This window comes from Bradyrhizobium sp. 17 (assembly GCF_023073515.1).
GTDB lineage: Bacteria > Pseudomonadota > Alphaproteobacteria > Rhizobiales > Xanthobacteraceae > Bradyrhizobium > Bradyrhizobium canariense_D.
This window is the reverse complement of the sequence record NZ_JADPJQ010000067.1, coordinates 175,882-195,443: the sequence shown is the minus strand read 5'-3', so window position 1 is coordinate 195,443 and position 19,562 is coordinate 175,882. Positions and strand designations below refer to the sequence as shown.

21 protein-coding genes are annotated in these 19,562 nt (G+C 63.5%); 15 read left to right on the top strand and 6 right to left on the bottom strand.

Translation table 11 applies throughout. The annotated features are described in order from the left end of the window. Positions 1-105: 105 nt before the first annotated feature. The gene (locus tag IVB13_RS13030; RefSeq protein WP_018460292.1) at positions 106-465 is read right to left on the bottom strand and encodes a hypothetical protein; all 360 of its coding nucleotides are present in this window, start codon (positions 463-465) and stop codon (positions 106-108) included. An 88-nt stretch (positions 466-553) separates the two neighbouring features. On the opposite strand from IVB13_RS13030, the gene IVB13_RS13025 reads away from it, so the two are divergent. From IVB13_RS13025 to IVB13_RS13010, 4 genes are read left to right on the top strand one after another with little or no spacing between them, the layout of a single operon-like run. Continuing rightward, complete coding sequence (locus IVB13_RS13025) at positions 554-1,534, top strand: ABC transporter substrate-binding protein (protein ID WP_204513979.1); 981 nt, start codon at positions 554-556, stop codon at positions 1,532-1,534. A gap of 1 nt (position 1,535) precedes the next feature. Continuing rightward, positions 1,536-2,273, top strand: coding sequence for an ABC transporter permease subunit (locus IVB13_RS13020; protein WP_018460294.1), 738 nt, complete (start codon positions 1,536-1,538; stop codon positions 2,271-2,273). Next, complete coding sequence (locus IVB13_RS13015) at positions 2,263-2,973, top strand: ABC transporter ATP-binding protein (RefSeq protein WP_018460295.1); 711 nt, start codon at positions 2,263-2,265, stop codon at positions 2,971-2,973. The genes IVB13_RS13020 and IVB13_RS13015 overlap by 11 nt, the downstream gene beginning before the upstream one ends. A gap of 47 nt (positions 2,974-3,020) precedes the next feature. Next, complete coding sequence (locus IVB13_RS13010) at positions 3,021-3,374, top strand: hypothetical protein (RefSeq protein ID WP_018460296.1); 354 nt, start codon at positions 3,021-3,023, stop codon at positions 3,372-3,374. Between the two features lie 170 nt (positions 3,375-3,544). On the opposite strand, the gene IVB13_RS13005 is transcribed toward IVB13_RS13010, so the two are convergent. The 4 genes from IVB13_RS13005 to IVB13_RS12990 all read right to left on the bottom strand — a co-directional run bounded on the left by IVB13_RS13005 (position 3,545) and on the right by IVB13_RS12990 (position 5,459). Beyond that, positions 3,545-3,754, bottom strand: coding sequence for a hypothetical protein (locus IVB13_RS13005; protein ID WP_018460297.1), 210 nt, complete (start codon positions 3,752-3,754; stop codon positions 3,545-3,547). 118 nt (positions 3,755-3,872) lie between these two features. Next, the gene (locus tag IVB13_RS13000; protein WP_018460298.1) at positions 3,873-4,778 is read right to left on the bottom strand and encodes a hypothetical protein; all 906 of its coding nucleotides are present in this window, start codon (positions 4,776-4,778) and stop codon (positions 3,873-3,875) included. A gap of 36 nt (positions 4,779-4,814) precedes the next feature. Then, positions 4,815-4,895 carry a pyrroloquinoline quinone precursor peptide PqqA gene (pqqA, locus tag IVB13_RS12995; RefSeq protein WP_018460299.1) on the bottom strand — a complete coding sequence of 27 codons (81 nt, stop codon included), beginning with the start codon at positions 4,893-4,895 and terminating at the stop codon, positions 4,815-4,817. Between the two features lie 171 nt (positions 4,896-5,066). Beyond that, positions 5,067-5,459 carry an EF-hand domain-containing protein gene (locus IVB13_RS12990; protein WP_026233996.1) on the bottom strand — a complete coding sequence of 131 codons (393 nt, stop codon included), beginning with the start codon at positions 5,457-5,459 and terminating at the stop codon, positions 5,067-5,069. Between the two features lie 345 nt (positions 5,460-5,804). On the opposite strand from IVB13_RS12990, the gene IVB13_RS12985 reads away from it, so the two are divergent. The 5 genes from IVB13_RS12985 to IVB13_RS12965 all read left to right on the top strand — a co-directional run bounded on the left by IVB13_RS12985 (position 5,805) and on the right by IVB13_RS12965 (position 10,420). Next, positions 5,805-7,469 carry a methanol/ethanol family PQQ-dependent dehydrogenase gene (locus tag IVB13_RS12985; protein WP_085350564.1) on the top strand — a complete coding sequence of 555 codons (1,665 nt, stop codon included), beginning with the start codon at positions 5,805-5,807 and terminating at the stop codon, positions 7,467-7,469. Positions 7,470-7,479: 10 nt separating this feature from the next. Further along, positions 7,480-7,836, top strand: a complete 357-nt coding sequence (locus IVB13_RS12980) for a c-type cytochrome (RefSeq protein ID WP_018460302.1) — start codon at positions 7,480-7,482, stop codon at positions 7,834-7,836. Continuing rightward, complete coding sequence (locus IVB13_RS12975; protein WP_018460303.1) at positions 7,833-8,762, top strand: transporter substrate-binding domain-containing protein; 930 nt, start codon at positions 7,833-7,835, stop codon at positions 8,760-8,762. Before IVB13_RS12980 ends, IVB13_RS12975 begins: the two co-directional genes overlap by 4 nt. 113 nt (positions 8,763-8,875) lie before the next feature. Beyond that, positions 8,876-9,865, top strand: a complete 990-nt coding sequence (locus IVB13_RS12970; RefSeq protein ID WP_085384845.1) for a tripartite tricarboxylate transporter substrate binding protein — start codon at positions 8,876-8,878, stop codon at positions 9,863-9,865. Between the two features lie 129 nt (positions 9,866-9,994). Next, the gene (locus IVB13_RS12965; RefSeq protein ID WP_085350671.1) at positions 9,995-10,420 is read left to right on the top strand and encodes a hypothetical protein; all 426 of its coding nucleotides are present in this window, start codon (positions 9,995-9,997) and stop codon (positions 10,418-10,420) included. A 58-nt stretch (positions 10,421-10,478) separates the two neighbouring features. On the opposite strand, the gene IVB13_RS12960 is transcribed toward IVB13_RS12965, so the two are convergent. Further along, positions 10,479-11,447, bottom strand: coding sequence for a helix-turn-helix domain-containing protein (locus IVB13_RS12960; RefSeq protein ID WP_007601369.1), 969 nt, complete (start codon positions 11,445-11,447; stop codon positions 10,479-10,481). 512 nt (positions 11,448-11,959) lie between these two features. Between IVB13_RS12960 and xoxF5 the strand changes: the two genes are divergently transcribed. From xoxF5 to IVB13_RS12930, 6 genes are all read left to right on the top strand, one after another. After that, positions 11,960-13,765, top strand: a complete 1,806-nt coding sequence (gene xoxF5, locus IVB13_RS12955) for a lanthanide-dependent methanol dehydrogenase XoxF5 (protein WP_018460306.1) — start codon at positions 11,960-11,962, stop codon at positions 13,763-13,765. Positions 13,766-13,874: 109 nt separating this feature from the next. Continuing rightward, a complete protein-coding gene (locus IVB13_RS12950; protein WP_007601366.1) occupies positions 13,875-14,363 on the top strand; it encodes a c-type cytochrome, methanol metabolism-related in 489 nt (162 codons plus the stop codon). Positions 14,364-14,424: 61 nt separating this feature from the next. After that, positions 14,425-15,534, top strand: a complete 1,110-nt coding sequence (locus tag IVB13_RS12945) for an S-(hydroxymethyl)glutathione dehydrogenase/class III alcohol dehydrogenase (protein WP_018460307.1) — start codon at positions 14,425-14,427, stop codon at positions 15,532-15,534. 33 nt (positions 15,535-15,567) lie between these two features. Continuing rightward, positions 15,568-16,131 carry an S-(hydroxymethyl)glutathione synthase gene (gfa, locus tag IVB13_RS12940; RefSeq protein WP_018460308.1) on the top strand — a complete coding sequence of 188 codons (564 nt, stop codon included), beginning with the start codon at positions 15,568-15,570 and terminating at the stop codon, positions 16,129-16,131. Between the two features lie 642 nt (positions 16,132-16,773). Next, a complete protein-coding gene (locus tag IVB13_RS12935; RefSeq protein ID WP_007601363.1) occupies positions 16,774-17,226 on the top strand; it encodes a (2Fe-2S)-binding protein in 453 nt (150 codons plus the stop codon). 1 nt (position 17,227) lies between these two features. Beyond that, the gene (locus IVB13_RS12930; RefSeq protein WP_085384846.1) at positions 17,228-19,540 is read left to right on the top strand and encodes a molybdopterin cofactor-binding domain-containing protein; all 2,313 of its coding nucleotides are present in this window, start codon (positions 17,228-17,230) and stop codon (positions 19,538-19,540) included. Positions 19,541-19,562 lie beyond the last annotated feature (22 nt).

Below are 19,562 nucleotides of genomic sequence, written 5' to 3'. Positions count from 1 at the left end.
TGGCCGGGCTTGTCCCGGCCATCCACGATCTTAGGTGCCGCCAAGACGTGGATGCCCGGGGACAAGCCCGGGCATGACGAATACGGTGGTCGTACAACCAAGCGGTCAGAAACACCTCACCTCGGCTTCCGCCTGGGCACGCCTCAAATCATTCACGGCCGAGTTCGCCTGCTCCGAGGTGCGGAACTGGACGCCGAGATTGCCGCGGACCTGGGACATGCTGAGCGCGGTTTCTGCGGTAACGTAGCGCTCATAGGACACGATCGAGGCCACCACGTCGATCGAGCAGGAACATTGTTCGATCGCCTGCCGGCTCTCGCCATTCGCCTTCATGCAGCCATAGACATACTCGGCACGCGCCGACGTCGGATAATCATTGGCCTGTTCAGCCTGCGCGGCGAGCGCGGTCGCAGCCCACACCGCCAATGCGGCGACAATCGGTCGTAGCTGTCCGGCCAGATTCATGAGCGTCCTCCCGCTGGTTGCGACGGAAGCTATGCTATGCGTATTGTCCTGAAAAGCACTTCTGTCAGAGGAAACGGCTCACAACGTGATGAGAACATTTGGTGGATCATTGGCGCTCGCGGTGGCGCTGGCGCTGACGCTAACCGGGCCCGGCCGCGCCGCGGATACGATTCGCCTTGCGGTGCAGAAGACCGGAACATTCTCCTGGGAGCTGGCCGCGATCCGCGCCAACGGCCTCGACAAGGAGGCCGACCTGTCGCTCGACGTCGCCGAGCTTGCGAGCCCCGAGGCCGGCAAGATCGCGCTGCGCGCCGGCAATGCCGACATCATCCTCTCCGACTGGCTGTGGGTGTCTCGCGAGCGCACGCTTGGCGCCAAGCTCACCTTCTATCCCTATTCCAGCGCGCTCGGCGCGGTGATGGTGCCGGCCTCCTCGCCGATCAAGTCGCTCGCCGACTTGAAGGGCCGCAAGCTCGCCGTCGGCGGCGGTCCCATCGACAAGAGCTGGCTGCTGCTCCAGGCGCGCATGAAGCAGGACGGCATCGACCTGAAATCGGAGGCGACCATCGTCTATGGTGCTCCGCCTCTGCTCGCCGCCAAGGCGCTCGACGGCGAGATGGATGCGAGCCTCAATTTCTGGAATTTCTGCGCACAGCTGGAGGCCAAGGGTTTTAGACGCCTTGCCGGTATCGAGGACATATTGCCGAAACTCGGCGCCAAGGGCGCGGTCTCCGCGGTCGGCTATGTCTTCGACGAAACCTGGGCGGCAAGTCATCGCGATGCGGTGGCGCGCTTCATCGCGATGACCCGCAAGGCCAAGCAGCTGCTGGTGACCTCCGATGCCGCCTGGGACAAGATCGCACCGCTCACCGGCACGAGCGATGCCACCCTGCTCAAGACTTATCGCGAGCGCTATCGCGACGGCATTCCGCGCCGGAGCATCGATGACGAAGAAAGGGACGCGCGCGTGCTCTACCGCGTGCTGGCCGAGACCGGCGGCCGCGACCTCGTCGGCCCGGCTGCCGAGCTCGATCCCGGCACGTTCTTTCACGCAGTTGCCGGGGAGTGAGGTGCTGCGTCTTCTGTCGTTTGCCCTGTTGCTCGCGATCTGGTGGATCGCCGCCCTCTTCGTCGGCGCCGCGAAGCTGCCCTCCCCGCCCGCCGTGCTCGACGTCGTCGTCGCGGAAGCATCGAGCGGCGCGCTGTTCCTGCATCTCGGCGCAACGCTTGCCCGCGTAAGCCTCGCCTTCGTGCTGGCGATGTCGCTCGGCAGCGCCATCGGCTATCTGATGGGACGGGTGAAGCTCGCCGACCGGCTCGGCGATCCCTGGCTAATCCTGCTCCTGAACCTGCCCGCGCTGGTCGTGATCGTGCTGGCCTATATCTGGGCCGGGCTCACCGAAGCCGCAGCGATCGCGGCGATCGCCATCAACAAGTTGCCGACCGCCATCGTCACCCTGCGCGAGGGCGCGCGCGCGCTCGACCGCTCGCTCGACGAGATGGCGAGCGTGTTCGCGATGCCGCGCTGGCGCGCTTTCCGCCACGTCGTGCTGCCGCAACTGGCGCCCTATATCGCAGCCTCAGCCCGCTCCGGATTGTCGCTGGTGTGGAAGATCGTGCTGGTCGCCGAACTCCTGGGGCGACCCAACGGCGTCGGCTTCGAGATCGGCGTCGCCTTCCAGCTGTTCGACACGCCGCGGCTGCTGGCCTATTCGCTAACCTTCGCCGCCGTCGTGCTCGTGATCGAGACCGCGCTGGTGCAACCGTTCGAAGCCCGCGCAACACGATGGCGACCCCGTGCGGCTTGAGGTCGATATCACAGGCAAGAGGTTCAAGAGTGCCGCGGGCGGGACGCAGGAGGTGCTCGCGCCGGTCAGCTTCGCGCTTCAATCCGGCGAGGTCGGCGTGCTGATCGGACCGTCCGGCTGCGGCAAGAGCACGATGCTGCGCATTATCCTCGGCCTCGACCGCGATTTCGAGGGACGCGTCTCGCGCCCGCCGGAAGCGCGGATCGGTATGGTTTTCCAGGAGCCGCGGCTGCTGCCATGGCGCTCGGTCGAGCAGAATGTGCGGCTTGCGGCACCCGATGTCACCGACGCCAAGCTCGCCGAGCTGTTCAGGATCCTGGAGCTGGACGCGCATCGCAGTCATTTTCCAGGCGAGCTGTCGCTTGGCCTCGCCCGGCGCGTCGCGCTCGCTCGCGCCTTTGCCGTCGAGCCTGACCTGCTCGTGCTCGACGAGCCCCTCGCCTCGCTCGACGACGCACTCGCCGGCCGTTTGCGCGACGAGATCGCGACGCTGGTGGCGCGCCGTCCGGTGATGACGTTGCTCGTCACCCACAGTCTGGATGACGCGATCCGGCTCGGCGACCGCCTGTTCTTGCTGTCGCCGCGACCGGCGCGCATCGTGCGCGAGGTGCCGATTGCCATCCCGCGCGCGGAGCGCAGCGAGGCCGAACTCGGCAAGATCAGGGCCGAGCTCGCGGCGTTGCAGCTTGAATCGCAATGAGAACTCATGGTCAATTGGACCAACGACATCTTCGCGGGAGGGTCATCATGCGGCGTACGCTGATTGCGATCGGCATCCTGTTGGTTGCGATGCCGGGCGCGGCGCTCGCCCAGGCCAAGGGCAAGGGTATCCGGCTCTGGAATCTGACGACGGAGGCGATCTCCGGCTTCCAGCTCTCCCCGGCCGGGAAGACCGAGTGGGGGCCGAACCAGTGCCTGAACGACAAAGACAAGGAGGTCGACCACGACGAGCGGCTGCGCATCACCGGCGTCGAGCCCGGCCGCTACGACGCCAGGGTCAGCTATCCCAATGCGCGGCAATGCATCGTGCGCGACATCGAGATCAAGGCGGATGCGGTGTTCTCGATCGCCGACAAGGATCTGAAGGACTGCAGCAAGTAACGGGGGCTGCGTTACGAGCGTTATCCCCTCATGGTGAGGAGCGCGGAACGCGCGTCACGAACCATGCAGGCCCGTCTGTCGCCCTGCGGCCATCCTTCGAGACGCTTGCTTCGCAAGCTCCTCAGGATGAGGACCTAAGCCAGTCGCGACCGGCAACGCAGCTCAAGGCTTTACGCCTTGTCGTTCGGATGCGGATATTCGCAGCGCCACCGCACCGCCTGCCACTTCGGATGGTCACCAATCCATTGCGCGATATAGGGCGGCGCAGCCATCGCGCATTGCGTCGGCGACCCCGCATAGTTGAACACCAGATGTTGCTCCTCGCAGGTCGCTGGCGAGAGCAACGCACACACAGTCACCACCAGGTCGATCGGATTCATGCCGGGATCCTCGCAGAGGCGATGAAGTTAGCACAAAAGATTACGTTCCGATGAGCGGGAAGTTTCAATCCGGCCGCCCGAAATAAAGCGGGAATTGCCTGTCAACTCTCCCCGAGCGCTAGAAATTAACTCCAAAGACCAGCCTTGCCTGGTGGCGCTCGAAATTGACGAGGTCGAGATTGCCGCCCGATCCGGCCGGCCGGCCCCATGCCTGCATGCTCCAGCTCATGGTCAGGCGCGAGCGCTCGGAAAGCTGGAAATAAGCGGTCGGACCGACGAAGAGCGCCTGTCCTGCGAACTCGCCGAGGCCGATGCCTTCGTACTGCCGGAAGTAGCGCACCTCGCCGCCGAGCAGCACATCGGGCCGCACGCGCACCAGGCCGGCGAAGGCCGCGCCGATGGTCGAACTCTTTTCGGACAGTCCCGCCATTTCGAAACGCGCCCATTCGGGTTGATAGATCAGGTTGAGCGCCCCGATGGCGAAGTTCGGGATCAGCTCGCGATCGAAGGCGAGCGTGAAATCGGTACCGTACATCCGCCCTTTTGCTCCAGAAGTCTCGTCGATGCGGTCGCCATGGAGTTCGGCGGCGACGGTCAACCCGAATGGCGCGCGCTCGCGATCGAGCAGGCGATAGCGCAGGTCGAGCGAAGCGCCCTGAAAATTGAACTGGCGGCGGTCGCCGATGTCGGGGACGCCGGTGATGTCGTGCAGGGTGGCAGTGCCGCCGACCTCGATGCGAAAGTTCGGCAGCGGCACGATCTCGATCTCGACCTCCTGCGAGAGGGCGCGATAGGTCCCGCCTCCTTTGCCGAATCGGCCTGTCGTCTGAGTCTGGAATTCGCGCTCGCCGGGATTGCCGACATCGGTACCGATCATGAAGCCGAAGATGTGTTCGGTATCGAAGCCCTCTTCGGCGCGGACGCATGCCGGCGCGAGCGCGACGGTGCAGGCGGCTATGGTCCAGAATGTAAGGGCTCTCGCGCGCATCCCCGACACTACCACGGCTTCGACGGTGGTTGCCATCGAAGCCGCGGCAGGTCGTCAGTCTTACTTGTGGTCTTACTTGCGCAAAGCGCAGGCGTACATGTTGATTTCCATGCCGACCGGCACTTCCACGATCTTCGGAGCTTTCCAGGCCATTCGGGGACTCCCAAGGGATTGAGCGCGACATCGCGCCGGCGAAAACCTAGGGCTGCGTCAGCCACAGCGCAAGTCTGGAATCGCACCGTTGACACAGCGAACTGTCGCATCGCGCTTGCAAATTTCTCTCTCGGGCAACTCGCCTTCGCTCCCAGTCAAGCGGCGCGGTTCTCACCGCAACAAGCGCAGCAGCGCGCGACCGGCGCGCGAGTTCAGCTCCTTCGCATCCAGCGTTCCATCCTTGTCGGGATTCGCCGCGTTGAAGCGCTGCTCCACCACCGAGAGATATTCGTCGAGCGTGAGAGTCCCGTCGCGATCGGGATCGGCGGCGGCGAGTTCTTTCGCTGTTAACCGTCCGCGCAATTCGCGGGCGTCGAGCGTGCCGTCGTGATCGGGATCGAGCTTGGCGAACAACGCCGCCGCCGCCTTCTTCACCTCGGCAAGATCGAGGGTGCCGTCATTGTCGGTATCGAACGTCTTGACCGCGTTGCCGGAGGCCGACCATGCCGGACCGGACAGCAGTGCAATCGTGAGCGCAAGTGCAACAGAGCGACGCGATATCATGAAAACCTCCCTCACCAAGAGCTCCGATTCGAACCGGATCGAAACGACATAAGTCCACAAGCGAGCCTCGGTTCAAGTCCCGAATTGCAGCCTGCGCACCGCACAACTTGCAGAACCCGTCGGCGCGACCGCTGCCGTGGCGCACGCGCTCTGCTCCATGCCGCGGAATTTCTTCAGCGCCTGCGCACAAGTGAGAGTTGCTTTGTCAGGTCTCCGTCAGGTGACGGCATCCCGCGCCGCCTACCATATCGGCATCGCAATTACGACTTTCGTATTGACGCGTTTTGCATTCGGGCGGAGTGTTGCTGTCGCAGCGTCAATAGGCGCGCATATTGGGAGGGACGGATGAAACGCTTTGCGATGGCCGCGAGCCTCGTCATGCTTGCATCGACTTGTGCAAGTGCACAAACCAGCGAGCAGCTGGTCAAAGGCGCGACCGATACATCGAACGTTCTCAACTACGGGATGGGCTACAATCTTCAGCGTTTCTCGACGCTGAACCAGATCAACAAGGACAGCGTCAAGAACCTTGTCCCGGTCTGGAACTACTCTTTCAACGACGATCGCAGCGAGGAATCGCAGCCGCTGGTGTACCAGGGCGTGATCTACGTGACGTCGCACAACGCGACCATGGCGGTCGACGCCAAGACCGGCAAGCAGATCTGGAAATCCAAGGTCGAGTATCCTGCCGAAACGCCGCGCATCGTCTGCTGCGGCATCATCAATCGCGGCGCAGCACTCTATGAGGGCAAGGTGTTCCGCACCACGCTGGACGCCAACGTGATCGCGCTCGACGCCAAGGACGGCAAAGAGCTGTGGCGACAGAAGGCGGCCGATATCAAGGAAGGCTATTCGATGACGGTGGCGCCGCTGGTCGCCGACGGCGTCGTGATCACCGGCATCTCCGGCGCCGAGTTCGGCACCCGCGGCTTCATCGACGGCTGGGATCCCGCAACGGGCAAGCACCTGTGGCGCACCCATTCGATCCCCTCTCCGGATGAGCCCGGCGGCGACACCTGGAAGGGCGATACCTGGAAGCTCGGCGGTGGCTCGACCTGGATTACGGGCTCCTATGATCCCGAGCTGAACACGGTTTACTGGGGTATCGGCAATCCCGGACCGTTCAACTCGGCGGTACGCCCGGGCGACAACCTCTACACCTGCTCCGTGCTGGCGATGGATCCCAAGACCGGCAAGATCAAGTGGCACTACCAGTTCTCGCCCAACAATCCGTTCGACTATGACAGCGTGGCCGAGATGGTCCTCGCCGATATGAACGTCGAGGGCAAGCCGACCAAGGTGTTGATGGACGCCAACCGCAACGGCTTCTTCTACGTGCTCGACCGCACCAACGGAAAGCTGCTCGCGGCCAATCCTTACGTGAAGGTCAACTGGGCGACGGGAATCGACATGAAGACCGGACGTCCCATCGAGACCGACGTCTCGAAGGATGCGCGTGAGGGCAAGAAGGTGACCGTCTATCCGTCGATCCTCGGCGGCAAGAACTGGGAGCCGATGTCGTTCAATCCGCAGACCGGCCTCGCCTACGCCAACACGCTCGCCTTCGGCGGCAGGTACAAGACCGAACCCGCCACCTTCAAGCAGGGTGAATGGTATCTCGGCATGGACCTCACCGATCTCTGGGAATGGGGTGACGGCCCGCGCGGTCATCTGAAGGCGATCGATCCCATGACCGGCAAGGCGAAGTGGGAAGCACCCAGCGACATCCCGCGCTTCTCCGGCGTGCTGTCGACCGCGGGCGGTGTCGTGTTCTCGGGCGCGCTGACCGGCGAGTTCGAGGCCTTCGATGCCGATACCGGCAAGAAGCTCTGGCAGTTCCAGACCGGCTCGGGCATCGAGGGACAACCGGTGACCTGGCAGCAGGACGGCGTGCAGTATGTCGCCGTGACGAGCGGCTATGGCGGCGTCTACTCGCTGTTCTCCGGCGACGAACGGCTGGCCAAAGTCCCGCCCGGCGGCTCACTTTGGGTTTTTGCGGTCAAGCAATAACCACGGCACGATGCTGAGAAAGCTATCTCACAAGACGGTGGCGATCCTCGCCGCCGTCGCGGTGCTGACGGTCGCGCTTGCGGCGACCGTTCGTGCCGCGGATGATTCAACCGGCAATCCCGTGCAGGCACAGATCGACCACGGCAAGTCGACCTATGCCGAGAAATGCTCGCACTGCCACGGCCCCAACATGATGAACCCCGGCACCATCACGCCGGACCTGCGCGCCTTCCCCGACGACAAGACGCGCTTCGTCACCACCGTGAAGAACGGCAAGAACAACAAGATGCCGCCCTGGGCTGACATTCTCAGCGACGAGGAGATCGGGAATCTCTGGGCCTTCATCTCGAGCCGGAGAAAACCATGAGGCGCTGGCTGGCCGTTTGGAGCATTGCCGCGATTCTCGCGGCGGCGGCCGCAGCTGCACGCGCGGCCGACGATCCGCTCAAGATTTGTCTCGACGAGGTCAGGCCGCCGCTCTCCGTGCATCACAAGGGCAAGCCCGGCTCGGGTTTCGACGTGCTGCTGGCGCAGGCGATCGCCGACCGGCTCGGACGGCCGCTGACGATCCAGTGGTTCGAGAGCAAGCTGGACGAGGATTCGAGCCCGCAGCTCGAGGCCAATGCGCTGCTGTCCGATGGGCGTTGCTCGCTCGTCGGCGGCTACGCGCTGACGACGGACTCCCTCGTCAAGCCCGGCATGAAAACGGCGCGCTTGCCGGATTTTGCCGGCGCCACGCGCGACGACCGGCGCCGCCGCGTCGCGCTCGGCGTGCTCGCGCCGAGCCAGCCCTATGTCTACTCGCCGATGACGGTCGTGCTCGGGCCGAAGGCGCGGGGTCGCAACATCGGCGATATCGGAGATCTCGCCGGCCTGCGCCTCGTCATCGAGAGCGGCTCGCTCGGCGATGCGATCCTCATGACCTTCGACAAGGGGCGCCTGATCGACGACATCACGCATCTCGTCCCCGGCCGCGATGATCTCCTCGGCGCACTTGCCCGTGGCGATTATGACGCGACGCTGATCGACCTCGGCCGCTTCGACGCCCATCGCGCCGCGCACCCCGACACGGCGATCACCGCGTCCGGCTATTACTATCCGATCGGGGCCAATCGCGGCTATGTCGGGCTGGCCAGCGATCCCGCACTGCTCGACGCCGTCAACAAGGCGCTGACCGGGCTTGCTGCCGAGGGCAAGATCGCCGAATTCGGCACACAGGCGGGGCTGAGCTATCTGCCGCCGCGGGAGCCTGCGATCCTTGGCGACGTCTGGTTGAAGATCATTCAGCGCTAGTGGACAGCTGGCGCACCCAGCGCGGCCCTTCGAATGCGCCAATCTGTCTCGCCAGCCACCCATGGCAGAGGCGACCCGATGCAGTACCGTCGGCGACAACCCGGGAGAGAATCATGTCCGCAAAACTCGATCGCCGCCGCTTCATCGCCGCCGGCACCACCACACTCGCGATGCCTTTCGTCTCGCGTGGCGCCTCGGCGCAGGCTGCGTGGCCATCGCGGCAGATCCGCATGATTTGCAGCTATCCCGCCGGCGGACAGACCGATCTGCTCGCGCGCGCCTATGGTGAATTCATTGCCAAGCAGGTCGGAAAGACCGTCGTCGTCGAGAACAAGCCCGGTGCCGCCGGCGCGATCGGGACGGCGGAGGTCGCCCGCGCAGAGCCCGACGGCCACACAATCCTGTGCTCGATCTCGACCACCTACATCATGAACCGGGTGGTGATGAAGACTCCCGGCTACGACATGGACAAGGATTTGACGCTGGTCAGCGTCATTCCGGGCGCCGGCCTGTTGCTGGTGGCGAACCCGAAAACCGGCGTCAAGACGCTGGAGGATTTCGTCGCCTTTGCGCGCAAGAGCGGCAAAGTCAACTTCGGCACCTATAGCGCGGGCTCGGCCCCGCATATGACGGTCCACGAGCTCAACAAGCAGTATGGCCTTGCCATCGAGCCGATCCACTATCGCGGCGAAGCCCCGATGTGGACGGGCATGCTGGAAGGTACGCTCGATGTGGCCATGGGCAGCTACACCGCAGCGCAATCGGTCTTGCAAAGCGATCGCGGCACCGTGTTCGCGGTGCATTCGAAGAAGGTCGACGCCATCCCTGATATCAAGACCCTCCCCGAGCAGGGCGCGACGTCGAAATTCTTCACCGTCAGCGGCTTCTCCGGTTGGGCCGTGCCGAAAGCGACACCGCAGCCGGTCGTCGACCGCCTGGCGGAGCTTTGCGTCGCTGCCAACAGCGATCCGAAGGTGAAGGAGGTTCTCAACACGTTCGTGCTCGAACCCGCGATCGGCTTCAAGGAAACCAACGCCCTGTATCAGCGCGAGCTGCCGATCTGGATCGAGAGCGCGCGATCGCTCGGCCTCGAACCCGCCTGAACCGCGAGGCATGACGCCCTTCGCAGCGCGGCGTCCGACCAAAGCCTAGTGCCGGAAGCGCATTTTCCCGCTATGATTGTGCGACGCTGGCGGGAAGGTCTCGCCGGCGCGACGAGAAAGGCCGATCCCATGACACCGGATGGCGTTGCCGTAGCCGTCATGATCATCCTACTCTTTCCGATGGGCTATTTCACCCTGGCGTCTCCGGCCTTCCTGCTGGTGAAGCTGGATATCCAGCCCGTCGCCCAGCTTTTGCGCGGAATGTTCAATGCGCATTTTCTGGTGATGCGCGTTGCCGGAATCATCGGAGCGGTCGCTTTCCTGCTCGACGGTCGTCTGGTCGCAGCGATGGGCGTTGGCCTCCTTGCAGCCTTGGCGATCTATGGGCGCCGCTGGTTCATGCAACAGATGGACGAACAGCTCAGCGCCAGGGACGCCGGCGATGCCGAGGCCCCGCGCCGGCTACGCCGACTGCATTGGAGTGGAATGCTGGGCAACGCGGTGTTGCTCGTCGCTCTCCTGACCAGCATTCCCTACATCGCCATATCGGCATGAGAGACATCGCGGGCGCGTGACGGTCAACCGTCGCGTCGACTCCGAACCTGGCGTTTGCCTAGTGCTCGTCCGCCGCAACCGCGCCCTGTTGCGCCTTGTGGATCGAGGACGGCACTACGCCGAAATATTTCCGGAACACCCGGCTGAAATGCGATGAGCTGGAGAAGCCCCAGGAGAACGCGACGTCGGTAATGGTCTTGCCGGCGTGGGCCTCGAGCTCCTGGCGGCAATTCTGAAGACGCGCCTGCCAGATGTAGTCGCTCACCGTGGTGCCGCGCTCCGAGAACAGCATGTGCAGATAACGCTTGGAGCAGCCCAGTTCGCCGGAGATCTGGTCGATGCACAGATCCGGATCGCGCAAATGCTCGCGGATGAAGAATTGCGCGCGCACATAGGTCGCTTCGGGTCCGACGCGATCGAGCATCGTGTCGGCCTCGCGCAGCGGCAGCAGCAAGAGGTCGATCAGCGAATCGGCGACGCCGACCGCACTGTTCGCCGACAGCTTGGCCGCCTCGTCGAAGGTCGCATGGACGAAATCATGGGCGATGCGCCCCGTCCCCGTGCGTGAGGTCAATTTGCAGGCGGGCATTCGCTGCGACGGGAATCCACGGTCGCGCAGCAGCGCCTTCGGCACGATCACCACGTCATGGCGCGTGAAAGCGGGACTGATGATCGAATGCGGACAGGAGACGTCATAGGCGATGATGTCGCCCGGGTTCAGCTCGATGTGGCGGCCTTCCTGCTCGAAATAGGACACGCCGTAAGTCTGGAAGTGGATCTTGATATACGGGTGTTCATTGGCCTTGGCGCGCGCCAGCGTGTGCGCGATGCGATGTTGGCTGACCTCGATCTGGCAGAGCTTCAGACGCGAGACGCTGGTGTAGTCGATGCGGCCTTCGAGCGAAGACGCTTCCAGCGGATCTACGTCGAAATGCCCACACAGGCTGGTCAGCCCGTCGATCCAGCTTTGGATCTGACGTTTCGGCGTCATGCCCGTCGTCGAGAGCGTGTGAATCGTGTCGGACATTAATCCAGCCACTGGTTTGATCCGGAGATTTGACGCGAATCGCGAGCCGCGCTGCCGGAGCCCTGAACCGTGATTGCGTGACGTTTACCTCGATTTTGAGCGATCTTCTAGAACGAGCGCCATCGTTCCATTGCCACCCTTGTAAGTTAATCCTCCGCCTTAGTTGCAGCGCCGTCAAGCGGAACCTGAGCGGTGAAGGCGCTGCCAAAGCGTTGCGGAAGCCGCTGAATTCGCTACTGCAAAATCAAAAACTTCCGACCCGTGCGCTGTCAAGCAAACCAGCTTCTCTCTTGGGCAAGTTTCCCGATGACGAAGTCGTTAGGGATTGTATCAGGAACAACAAGAACGGGCCGCTCCGCACGTGGACCCGTGGCTCTCATCAGGAGGAGGAAACACCACAGCATCGTTTCTGGTCCAATCGTGACCGCCCTGCACGAGCAGACGCCGGACGAAAAGCCCGGCGATTAAGCAATGCTTCGGAAACAATAAACGAGACCAATGGAGGAATGACTATGCGCAAGGTACTACTCGCGGCCTATCTTGGCTCCGCGGCGGCTCTCGCCGTCGGCAGCGCGTCGGCCAACGACGAAGTGCTCAAGATGTCGCAGAACCCGAAAGACTGGGTGATGCCGACCGGCGACTACGCCAACACCCGCTATTCCAAGCTGAACCAGATCAACGCACAAAACGTAGGCAAGCTCCAGGTCGCCTGGACCTTCTCGACCGGCGTGCTGCGCGGCCACGAAGGCGGCCCGCTGATCATCGGCAACATGATGTACGTCCACACGCCGTTCCCAAACAAGGTCTACGCTATTGACCTTTCCAATGAGAACAAGATCGTCTGGAAGTACGAGCCGAAGCAGGATCCGAACGTAATCCCAGTGATGTGCTGCGACACGGTCAACCGCGGCCTGGCCTATGGCGACGGCAAGATCTTCCTGCATCAGGCCGACACCACGCTCGTCGCGCTCGATGCCAAGAGCGGTCAGGTGGCATGGACCGCGAAGAACGGCGACGCCAGCAAGGGCGAGACCGGTACTTCGGCCCCCATGGTCGTCAAGGACAAGGTGCTGATCGGCATCTCCGGCGGCGAGTTCGGTGTTCAAGCCCATATGACCGCCTACGACATCAAGACGGGCAAGCTGGCTTGGCGCGGCTACTCTGAAGGACCGGACGATCAGATCCTGGTCGACGCAGAGAAGACCACCGCACTCGGCAAGCCGGTCGGCAAGGACTCGAGCCTGAAGACCTGGCAAGGCGATCAGTGGAAGATCGGCGGCGGCGCCACCTGGGGCTGGATCTCCTACGACCCCGAGCTGAACCTCGTCTATTACGGGTCGGGCAATCCCTCGACCTGGAATCCGAAGCAGCGTCCCGGCGACAACAAATGGTCGATGACGATCTGGGCTCGCAACCCTGACACCGGCCAGGCCAAGTGGGTTTATCAGATGACGCCCCACGACGAGTGGGACTATGACGGCGTCAACGAGATGATCCTCTCGGACCAGGCCATCAACGGCCAGCCGCGCAAGCTGCTGACGCATTTCGATCGTAACGGCCTCGGCTACACGCTCGATCGCGCCACCGGTGAGCTTCTGGTCGCCGAAAAGTACGATCCGAAGGTGAACTGGACCTCCGGCGTCGACATGGACAAGAACTCGCCGACCTACGGCCGCCCGAAGGTGCTCGATGCAGCTTCGACCGACAAGGCGGGCGAGGACCACAACGTGAAGGGCATCTGCCCGGCCGCGCTCGGCACCAAGGACGAGCAGCCGGCAGCCTACTCGCCGGACACGCAGCTGTTCTACGTTCCGACCAACCACGTCTGCATGGACTACGAACCGTTCAAGGTGAGCTACACCGCGGGTCAGCCCTACGTGGGCGCAACGCTCTCGATGTATCCGCCACAGGGTGAAACCCACATGGGCAACTTCATCGCCTGGGACGGCAAGACCGGCAAGATCGTCTGGTCGAACAAGGAGCAGTTCTCGGTCTGGTCGGGTGCGCTCGCAACCGCGGGCAACGTGGTGTTCTACGGAACGCTCGAAGGCTACCTGAAGGCAGTCGACGCCAAGACCGGCAAGGAGCTCTACAAGTTCAAGACTCCCTCCGGCATCATCGGCAACGTCACCACCTATGAGAACGGCGGCAAGCAGTATGTCGCAGTGCTCTCCGGCGTGGGCGGCTGGGCCGGCATCGGTCTGGCGGCAGGCCTGACCGATCCGACCGCCGGTCTCGGCGCCGTCGGTGGCTACGCGGCGCTCAGCAACTACACGGCACTCGGCGGTACGCTGACCGTGTTCTCGCTGCCCAACTAGGCCTCTCAGCATCGCTCCGGCGCGTGGATCAACTCCACGCGCCGGCTCGTCTCACCGAATGCCTTCCGAGGAAAATCTCTTGCGTAAAATCTGCTCTGCCATTGCTGCGATGTTCTTGGTCGCGTCCGGGGGAATTGCCGTCGCTGACGGATCAGGTGACCCGACTGCCGTCAAGCAGAACGAAACCGGCGAATGGTCCGACAAGGAAGGCAACCCAACCTACAAGATCACCGACGGATCCGTCGACTGGTACACCTATTCCGGATACCGCCGCTATCACTCGGATTGCCATGTGTGTCACGGCCCGGACGGCATGGGCTCGACCTACGCCCCGGCGTTGAAGGATTCGCTGAAGACGATGAGCTATGCCGATTTTCTCGGCGTCGTCGCCTCCGGCCGCAAGAACATCTCGACTGCTGCAGAGAACGTGATGCCGGCCTTCGGCGATAACCCGAACGTCGCCTGCTACATGGACGATCTCTACGTCTACCTGCGCGCCCGCTCCAACGAGGCCTGGGGCCGCACAAGACCCGGCAAGCACGAGGACAAGAACGACGCCTATACCAAGAACGAAGATTCGTGCATGGGCAAGAAATGAACGTGCGGAGCCCGACCAGGACCTGGATCTGGGCGCCCTGCTGGAATTTAAGGAGCTTAAGATGAAGACACGTGCCGCCGTCGCTTTCGAAGCCAAGAAGCCGCTCGAGATCGTCGAAGTCGATCTGGAAGGACCAAAGGTCGGCGAAGTCCTGGTCGAGATCAAGGCGACGGGCATCTGCCATACCGACGCCTACACGCTCGACGGCTTCGACAGCGAGGGAATTTTCCCGTCGATCCTGGGCCATGAGGGCGCGGGCATCATCCGCGAGATCGGTGCTGGCGTGACCTCGGTGAAGCCGGGCGACCATGTCATCCCGCTCTACACGCCGGAATGCCGGCAATGCAAAAGCTGCCTCAGCCAGAAGACCAACCTCTGCACCGCGATCCGCGCGACGCAGGGCAAAGGCGTGATGCCCGATGGTACCAGCCGATTCTCCTACAAAGGCAAGCCGATCTACCACTACATGGGCTGCTCGACCTTCTCGAACTTCACCGTGCTGCCGGAGATCGCGGTCGCCAAGATCCGCGAGGACGCGCCGTTCGACAAGAGCTGCTACATCGGCTGCGGCGTCACCACGGGCGTCGGCGCCGTCGTTAACACCGCCAAGGTCGAGCCGGGCTCCAACGTGGTCGTGTTCGGCCTCGGCGGCATCGGCCTGAACGTGATCCAGGGCGCCAAGATGGCTGGCGCGGACAAGATCATCGGCGTCGACATCAACGACTCCAAGGAGGAATGGGGACGCCGGTTCGGCATGACCGACTTCGTCAATCCCAAGAAGATCACCGGCGACATCGTCCCGCATCTCGTGACCCTGACCGACGGCGGCGCCGACTATACCTTCGACTGCACCGGCAACACCACAGTGATGCGCCAGGCGCTGGAAGCCTGCCATCGCGGCTGGGGCACCTCGATCATCATCGGCGTTGCCGAATCCGGCAAGGAGATCGCGACCCGCCCGTTCCAGCTCGTCACCGGGCGAAACTGGCGCGGCACCGCCTTCGGCGGCGCGCGGGGCCGCACCGACGTGCCGAAGATCGTCGACTGGTACATGAACGGAAAGATCCAGATCGACCCGATGATTACCCACACGCTCAAGCTCGAAGACATCAACAAAGGCTTCGACCTGATGCATGAGGGCAAGTCCATCCGTTCAGTCGTCGTGTTCTAGTTCGAAAAGCGTCACCCCAAGGAGGATCGACCCATGACTGTTGCACTCCATCCCTCGATCGATAACGGCATCAAACAGGGCAGCGGCAGCTTCGCCGGCGGCACGCTCGCATGCAAATGCAAGGACCATCAGGTCAAGGTCGCCGTCAAGGGCGACGTCGCGCATAATCACGCCTGTGGCTGCACCAAGTGCTGGAAACCGCAGGGGGCGAATTTCTCCGTCGTCGCCGTGGTACCCCGCCAGAACGTCACCGTGCTCGAGAACGGCGACAAGCTCCAGATCGTCGATCCATCGGCGACGATCCAGCGCTACGCCTGCAAGGCCTGCGGCACGCACATGTACGGCCGCATCGAGAACAAGGATCACCCGTTCTACGGCCTCGACTTCATCCACCCCGAACTGTTCCAGGAGCAGGGTTCGCAGGCGCCGCAATTCGCCGCCTTCGTCTCGTCGGTGATCGAATCGGGCGTGAAGCCGGAGCAGATGGGCGGAATACGGGCTCGGTTCAAGGAGCTTGGACTTGAGCCCTATGACTGCCTGTCACCGGCGCTGATGGACGCGATCGCGACCCACGTGGCGAAAGCCAAGGCCGCTTAAGCAAAGGCCGCCTGAGCAAAGGTCGCCTGACGTTTGCTGCGCCCCGTCCGCTCGCGTTCCACCACACCCAGCGAGCGGACGGAGCCGGCCCGGGACAATCGCGGCGATGCCGCCGCTTTTCAACTGCACTTGTGTGGGGACCGTCAACTCCCTCAGTCCTGGTCTCTGAATGACTGCGCAGGGCCGCCGGCTTCCGGCTTGAAGTCCGCGGCCTGCGTTTCTCCCTCCCTCGACTGAGGCATCCTGCTTCGTCCGCACAGGTCTTCTGGCGGACGAAGCTCTTTTTTTAGTGCGCCCATCTCGAGAGGCGCGCGGCGCGATGGGGCGCCCTGCTTTTGACAAACCTTCGTTGCAATCTTTTCCCGTCGAGAACAGCTGATTGGAAAACACTTGGCTGTGAACGCCAGACCGAAGCGATCCTGCTACGATCGCGTCGTGACGATGCCGCGCGAAATTCAATAATCAAGAACACGACGGGAGGTATCGAGCACATCCGGACATGACATTGGCATTCCTCTGAGTCCTGCCGGGATCTGCCCGCGCGGGAGGACGGCTGGAACGCGACGCCGCGCAGCGGGCGTTCCACCGACCGGCATCTGGAAAATCTGAAATCGGCAAGCTTATGAAGAGCGAGGGACGATCATGATCAAGGTGAAGATCAATGGCCAGGAACAGAGCTGGGACGGCGACCCGGATCTCCCGCTACTCTGGTTCCTGCGCGACGAGGCCGGGCTGACCGGCACCAAGTTCGGCTGTGGCCAGGCCCTGTGCGGCGCCTGCACCGTTATCGTCGACAAGGAAGCCGTGCGCGCCTGCATCACGTCGATCAACGACGTCGCCGGCCGCGAGATCACGACGATCGAGGGACTGCATCCGAACGGCGATCACCCGGTGCAGAAGGCCTGGCGTCAGGTCAACGTACCCCAGTGCGGCTTCTGCCAGGCGGGCCAGATCATGCAGGCGGCTGCGCTGCTGATGGACAACCCGAAGCCGTCGCACGACCAGATCCGCGAGGCGATGTCCGGCAACATCTGCCGCTGCGGCTGCTACCAGCGCATCGAGAATGCGGTCCATCTCGCATCGACGGGAGTGTGACATGAATTTCATCGACAACCCGAAGAAGCTTCGTGGCTTCGAGAAGAACATCAAGGTCGAGAAGGTTTCGCGCCGCAGCATCCTGAAGGGGCTCGGCATCACCGGCGGCTTTGTGCTCGCGGCGCCCGTGATGTCGCGCCAGGCGTTCGCCTACGAGACCGGCGCCGGCAAGATGCCGCACGGCGTCGTGGTCGATCCGCGCGTATTCGTCGCGGTCGCGCCCGACGGCACCGTCACCATCCTCGCCCACCGCGCCGAGATGGGAACGGGCGTGCGCACCAGCCTGCCGCTGATCGTGGCCGAGGAGATGGAAGCCGACTGGTCACGGGTCAAGGTGGAACAGGCCCATGGCGACGAGGTCAAGTTCGGCAACCAGGACACCGACGGCTCGCGCAGCACGCGGCATTATCTGATGCCGATGCGCCAGATCGGTGCCTCCGCCCGTACCATGCTTGAGCAGGCCGCCGCGAAACGCTGGGGTGTGCCGGCAACCGAGGTCAAGGCCGTCAATCACGAAGTCGTCCACAGCGCGACGAGCCGCAAGCTCGGGTTCGGCGAGCTCGCAGCCGACGCTGCCAAGGAGTCGGTCCCGAGCATCGAAGGGCTCAAGCTGAAGGACCCCAAGGACTTCCGCTATCTCGGCAAGGGCCAGATCGGCATCGTCGATCTCCATGACATCACCACCGGCAAAGCGCGTTACGGCGCCGACGTGCGGCTGCCTGGCATGAAGTATGCCGTGATCGCGCGCCCGCCGGTGACCGGCGGCAAGTTGGTCTCGTTCGATCCGGACGCGGCGTTGAAGGTCCCGGGCGTGGAGAAGGTGATGGAGGTGCGCGGCTGGCCGTGGCCGTCGAAATTCCAGCCGCTCGGCGGCGTTGCCGTGATCGCGCGCAATACCGGCGCGGCGATCAAGGGTCGCGACGCGCTGAAGCTGACCTGGGACGATGGCGCCAACGGCAAATACGATTCCGTCGCCTACCGCAAGGAGCTCGAGGAGGCCTCGCGCAAGCCGGGCCTTGTGGTGCGCCAGGAAGGCGATGCCGAGGCTGCTCTGAAGGGCGCCGACAAGGTCGTCGTCGGCGAATATTATCTGCCGCATCTTGCTCATGTCAGCATGGAGCCGCCGGTGGCGGTCGCCGACGTCAAGGGTGACAAGGCGGAGATCTGGGCGCCGGTGCAAAGCCCGGGCGGTACGCGCGAGGACGTCGCGAAGACGCTCGGCATTCCCGAGGGCAATGTCACGGTCAACGTCACGCTGCTCGGCGGCGGTTTCGGCCGCAAGTCGAAATGCGACTTTGCGCTCGAGGCCGCGTTGCTGTCGAAGGAGCTCGGCGTACCCGTCAAGGTGCAGTGGACGCGCGAGGACGACGTCCGCCACGATTTCCTGCACACGGTCTCCGTGGAACGGATCGAGGCGGGGCTCGACAAGAGCGGCAAGGTGATCGCTTGGCGCCATCGCAGCGTGGCCCCGAGCATCGCCTCGACGTTCGCGGCGGGTGCAAAGCATGAGGCGCCCTTCGAGCTCGGCATGGGCCTCGTCGACATGCCGTTCGAGATCGCTAACATCTCCTGCGAGAACCCGGAAGCCGCGGCGTTCACCCGCATCGGCTGGTTCCGCTCGGTCTCGAACATCCCGCGCGCCTTCGCGGTCCAGTCGATGGTGGGCGAGATCGCCCATGCGACCGGCCGCGACCAGAAGGAGACGCTGCTCGCGCTGATCGGGAGCCCGCGCATCGTCAAGCCCGCCGTGAAGGACATGTGGAACTACGGCGAGCCCTTGGACAGCTATCCGATCGACACCGCGCGCCTGCGCAAGGTGGTCGAGCTGGTCGCCGAGAAGGGCGAATGGGGCCGTCAAGTGCCGAAGGGCCATGGCCTCGGCATCGCCGTGCACCGCAGCTTCGTCAGCTATATCGCGACCATCGTCGAGGTGGCCGTCGACGACAAGGGCAAGCTGGCGGTGCCGCGGGTGGACACCGCCATCGACTGCGGCACCTATGTCAACCCCGAGCGCATCGCCTCCCAGATCGAGGGCGCGGCGATCATGGGGCTCAGTCTCGCCAAATACGGCGAGATCACCTTCAAGGACGGCAAGGTGCAGCAGAAGAACTTCGACGACTTCCAGGTCCTCAGGATCGACGAATCCCCTGCGGTGACCAACGTCTACATCGTGCCGCCAGGACCCGACACGCCGCCGAGCGGCGTGGGCGAGCCTGGCGTCCCGCCATTCGCGCCGGCGCTGATGAACGCCATCTTCGCCGCGACCGGAAAGCGCATCCGCAGCCTTCCGCTCGGCAAGCAATTGGAAGCGTAAAGGCGGGAACACAAGGCGGCCT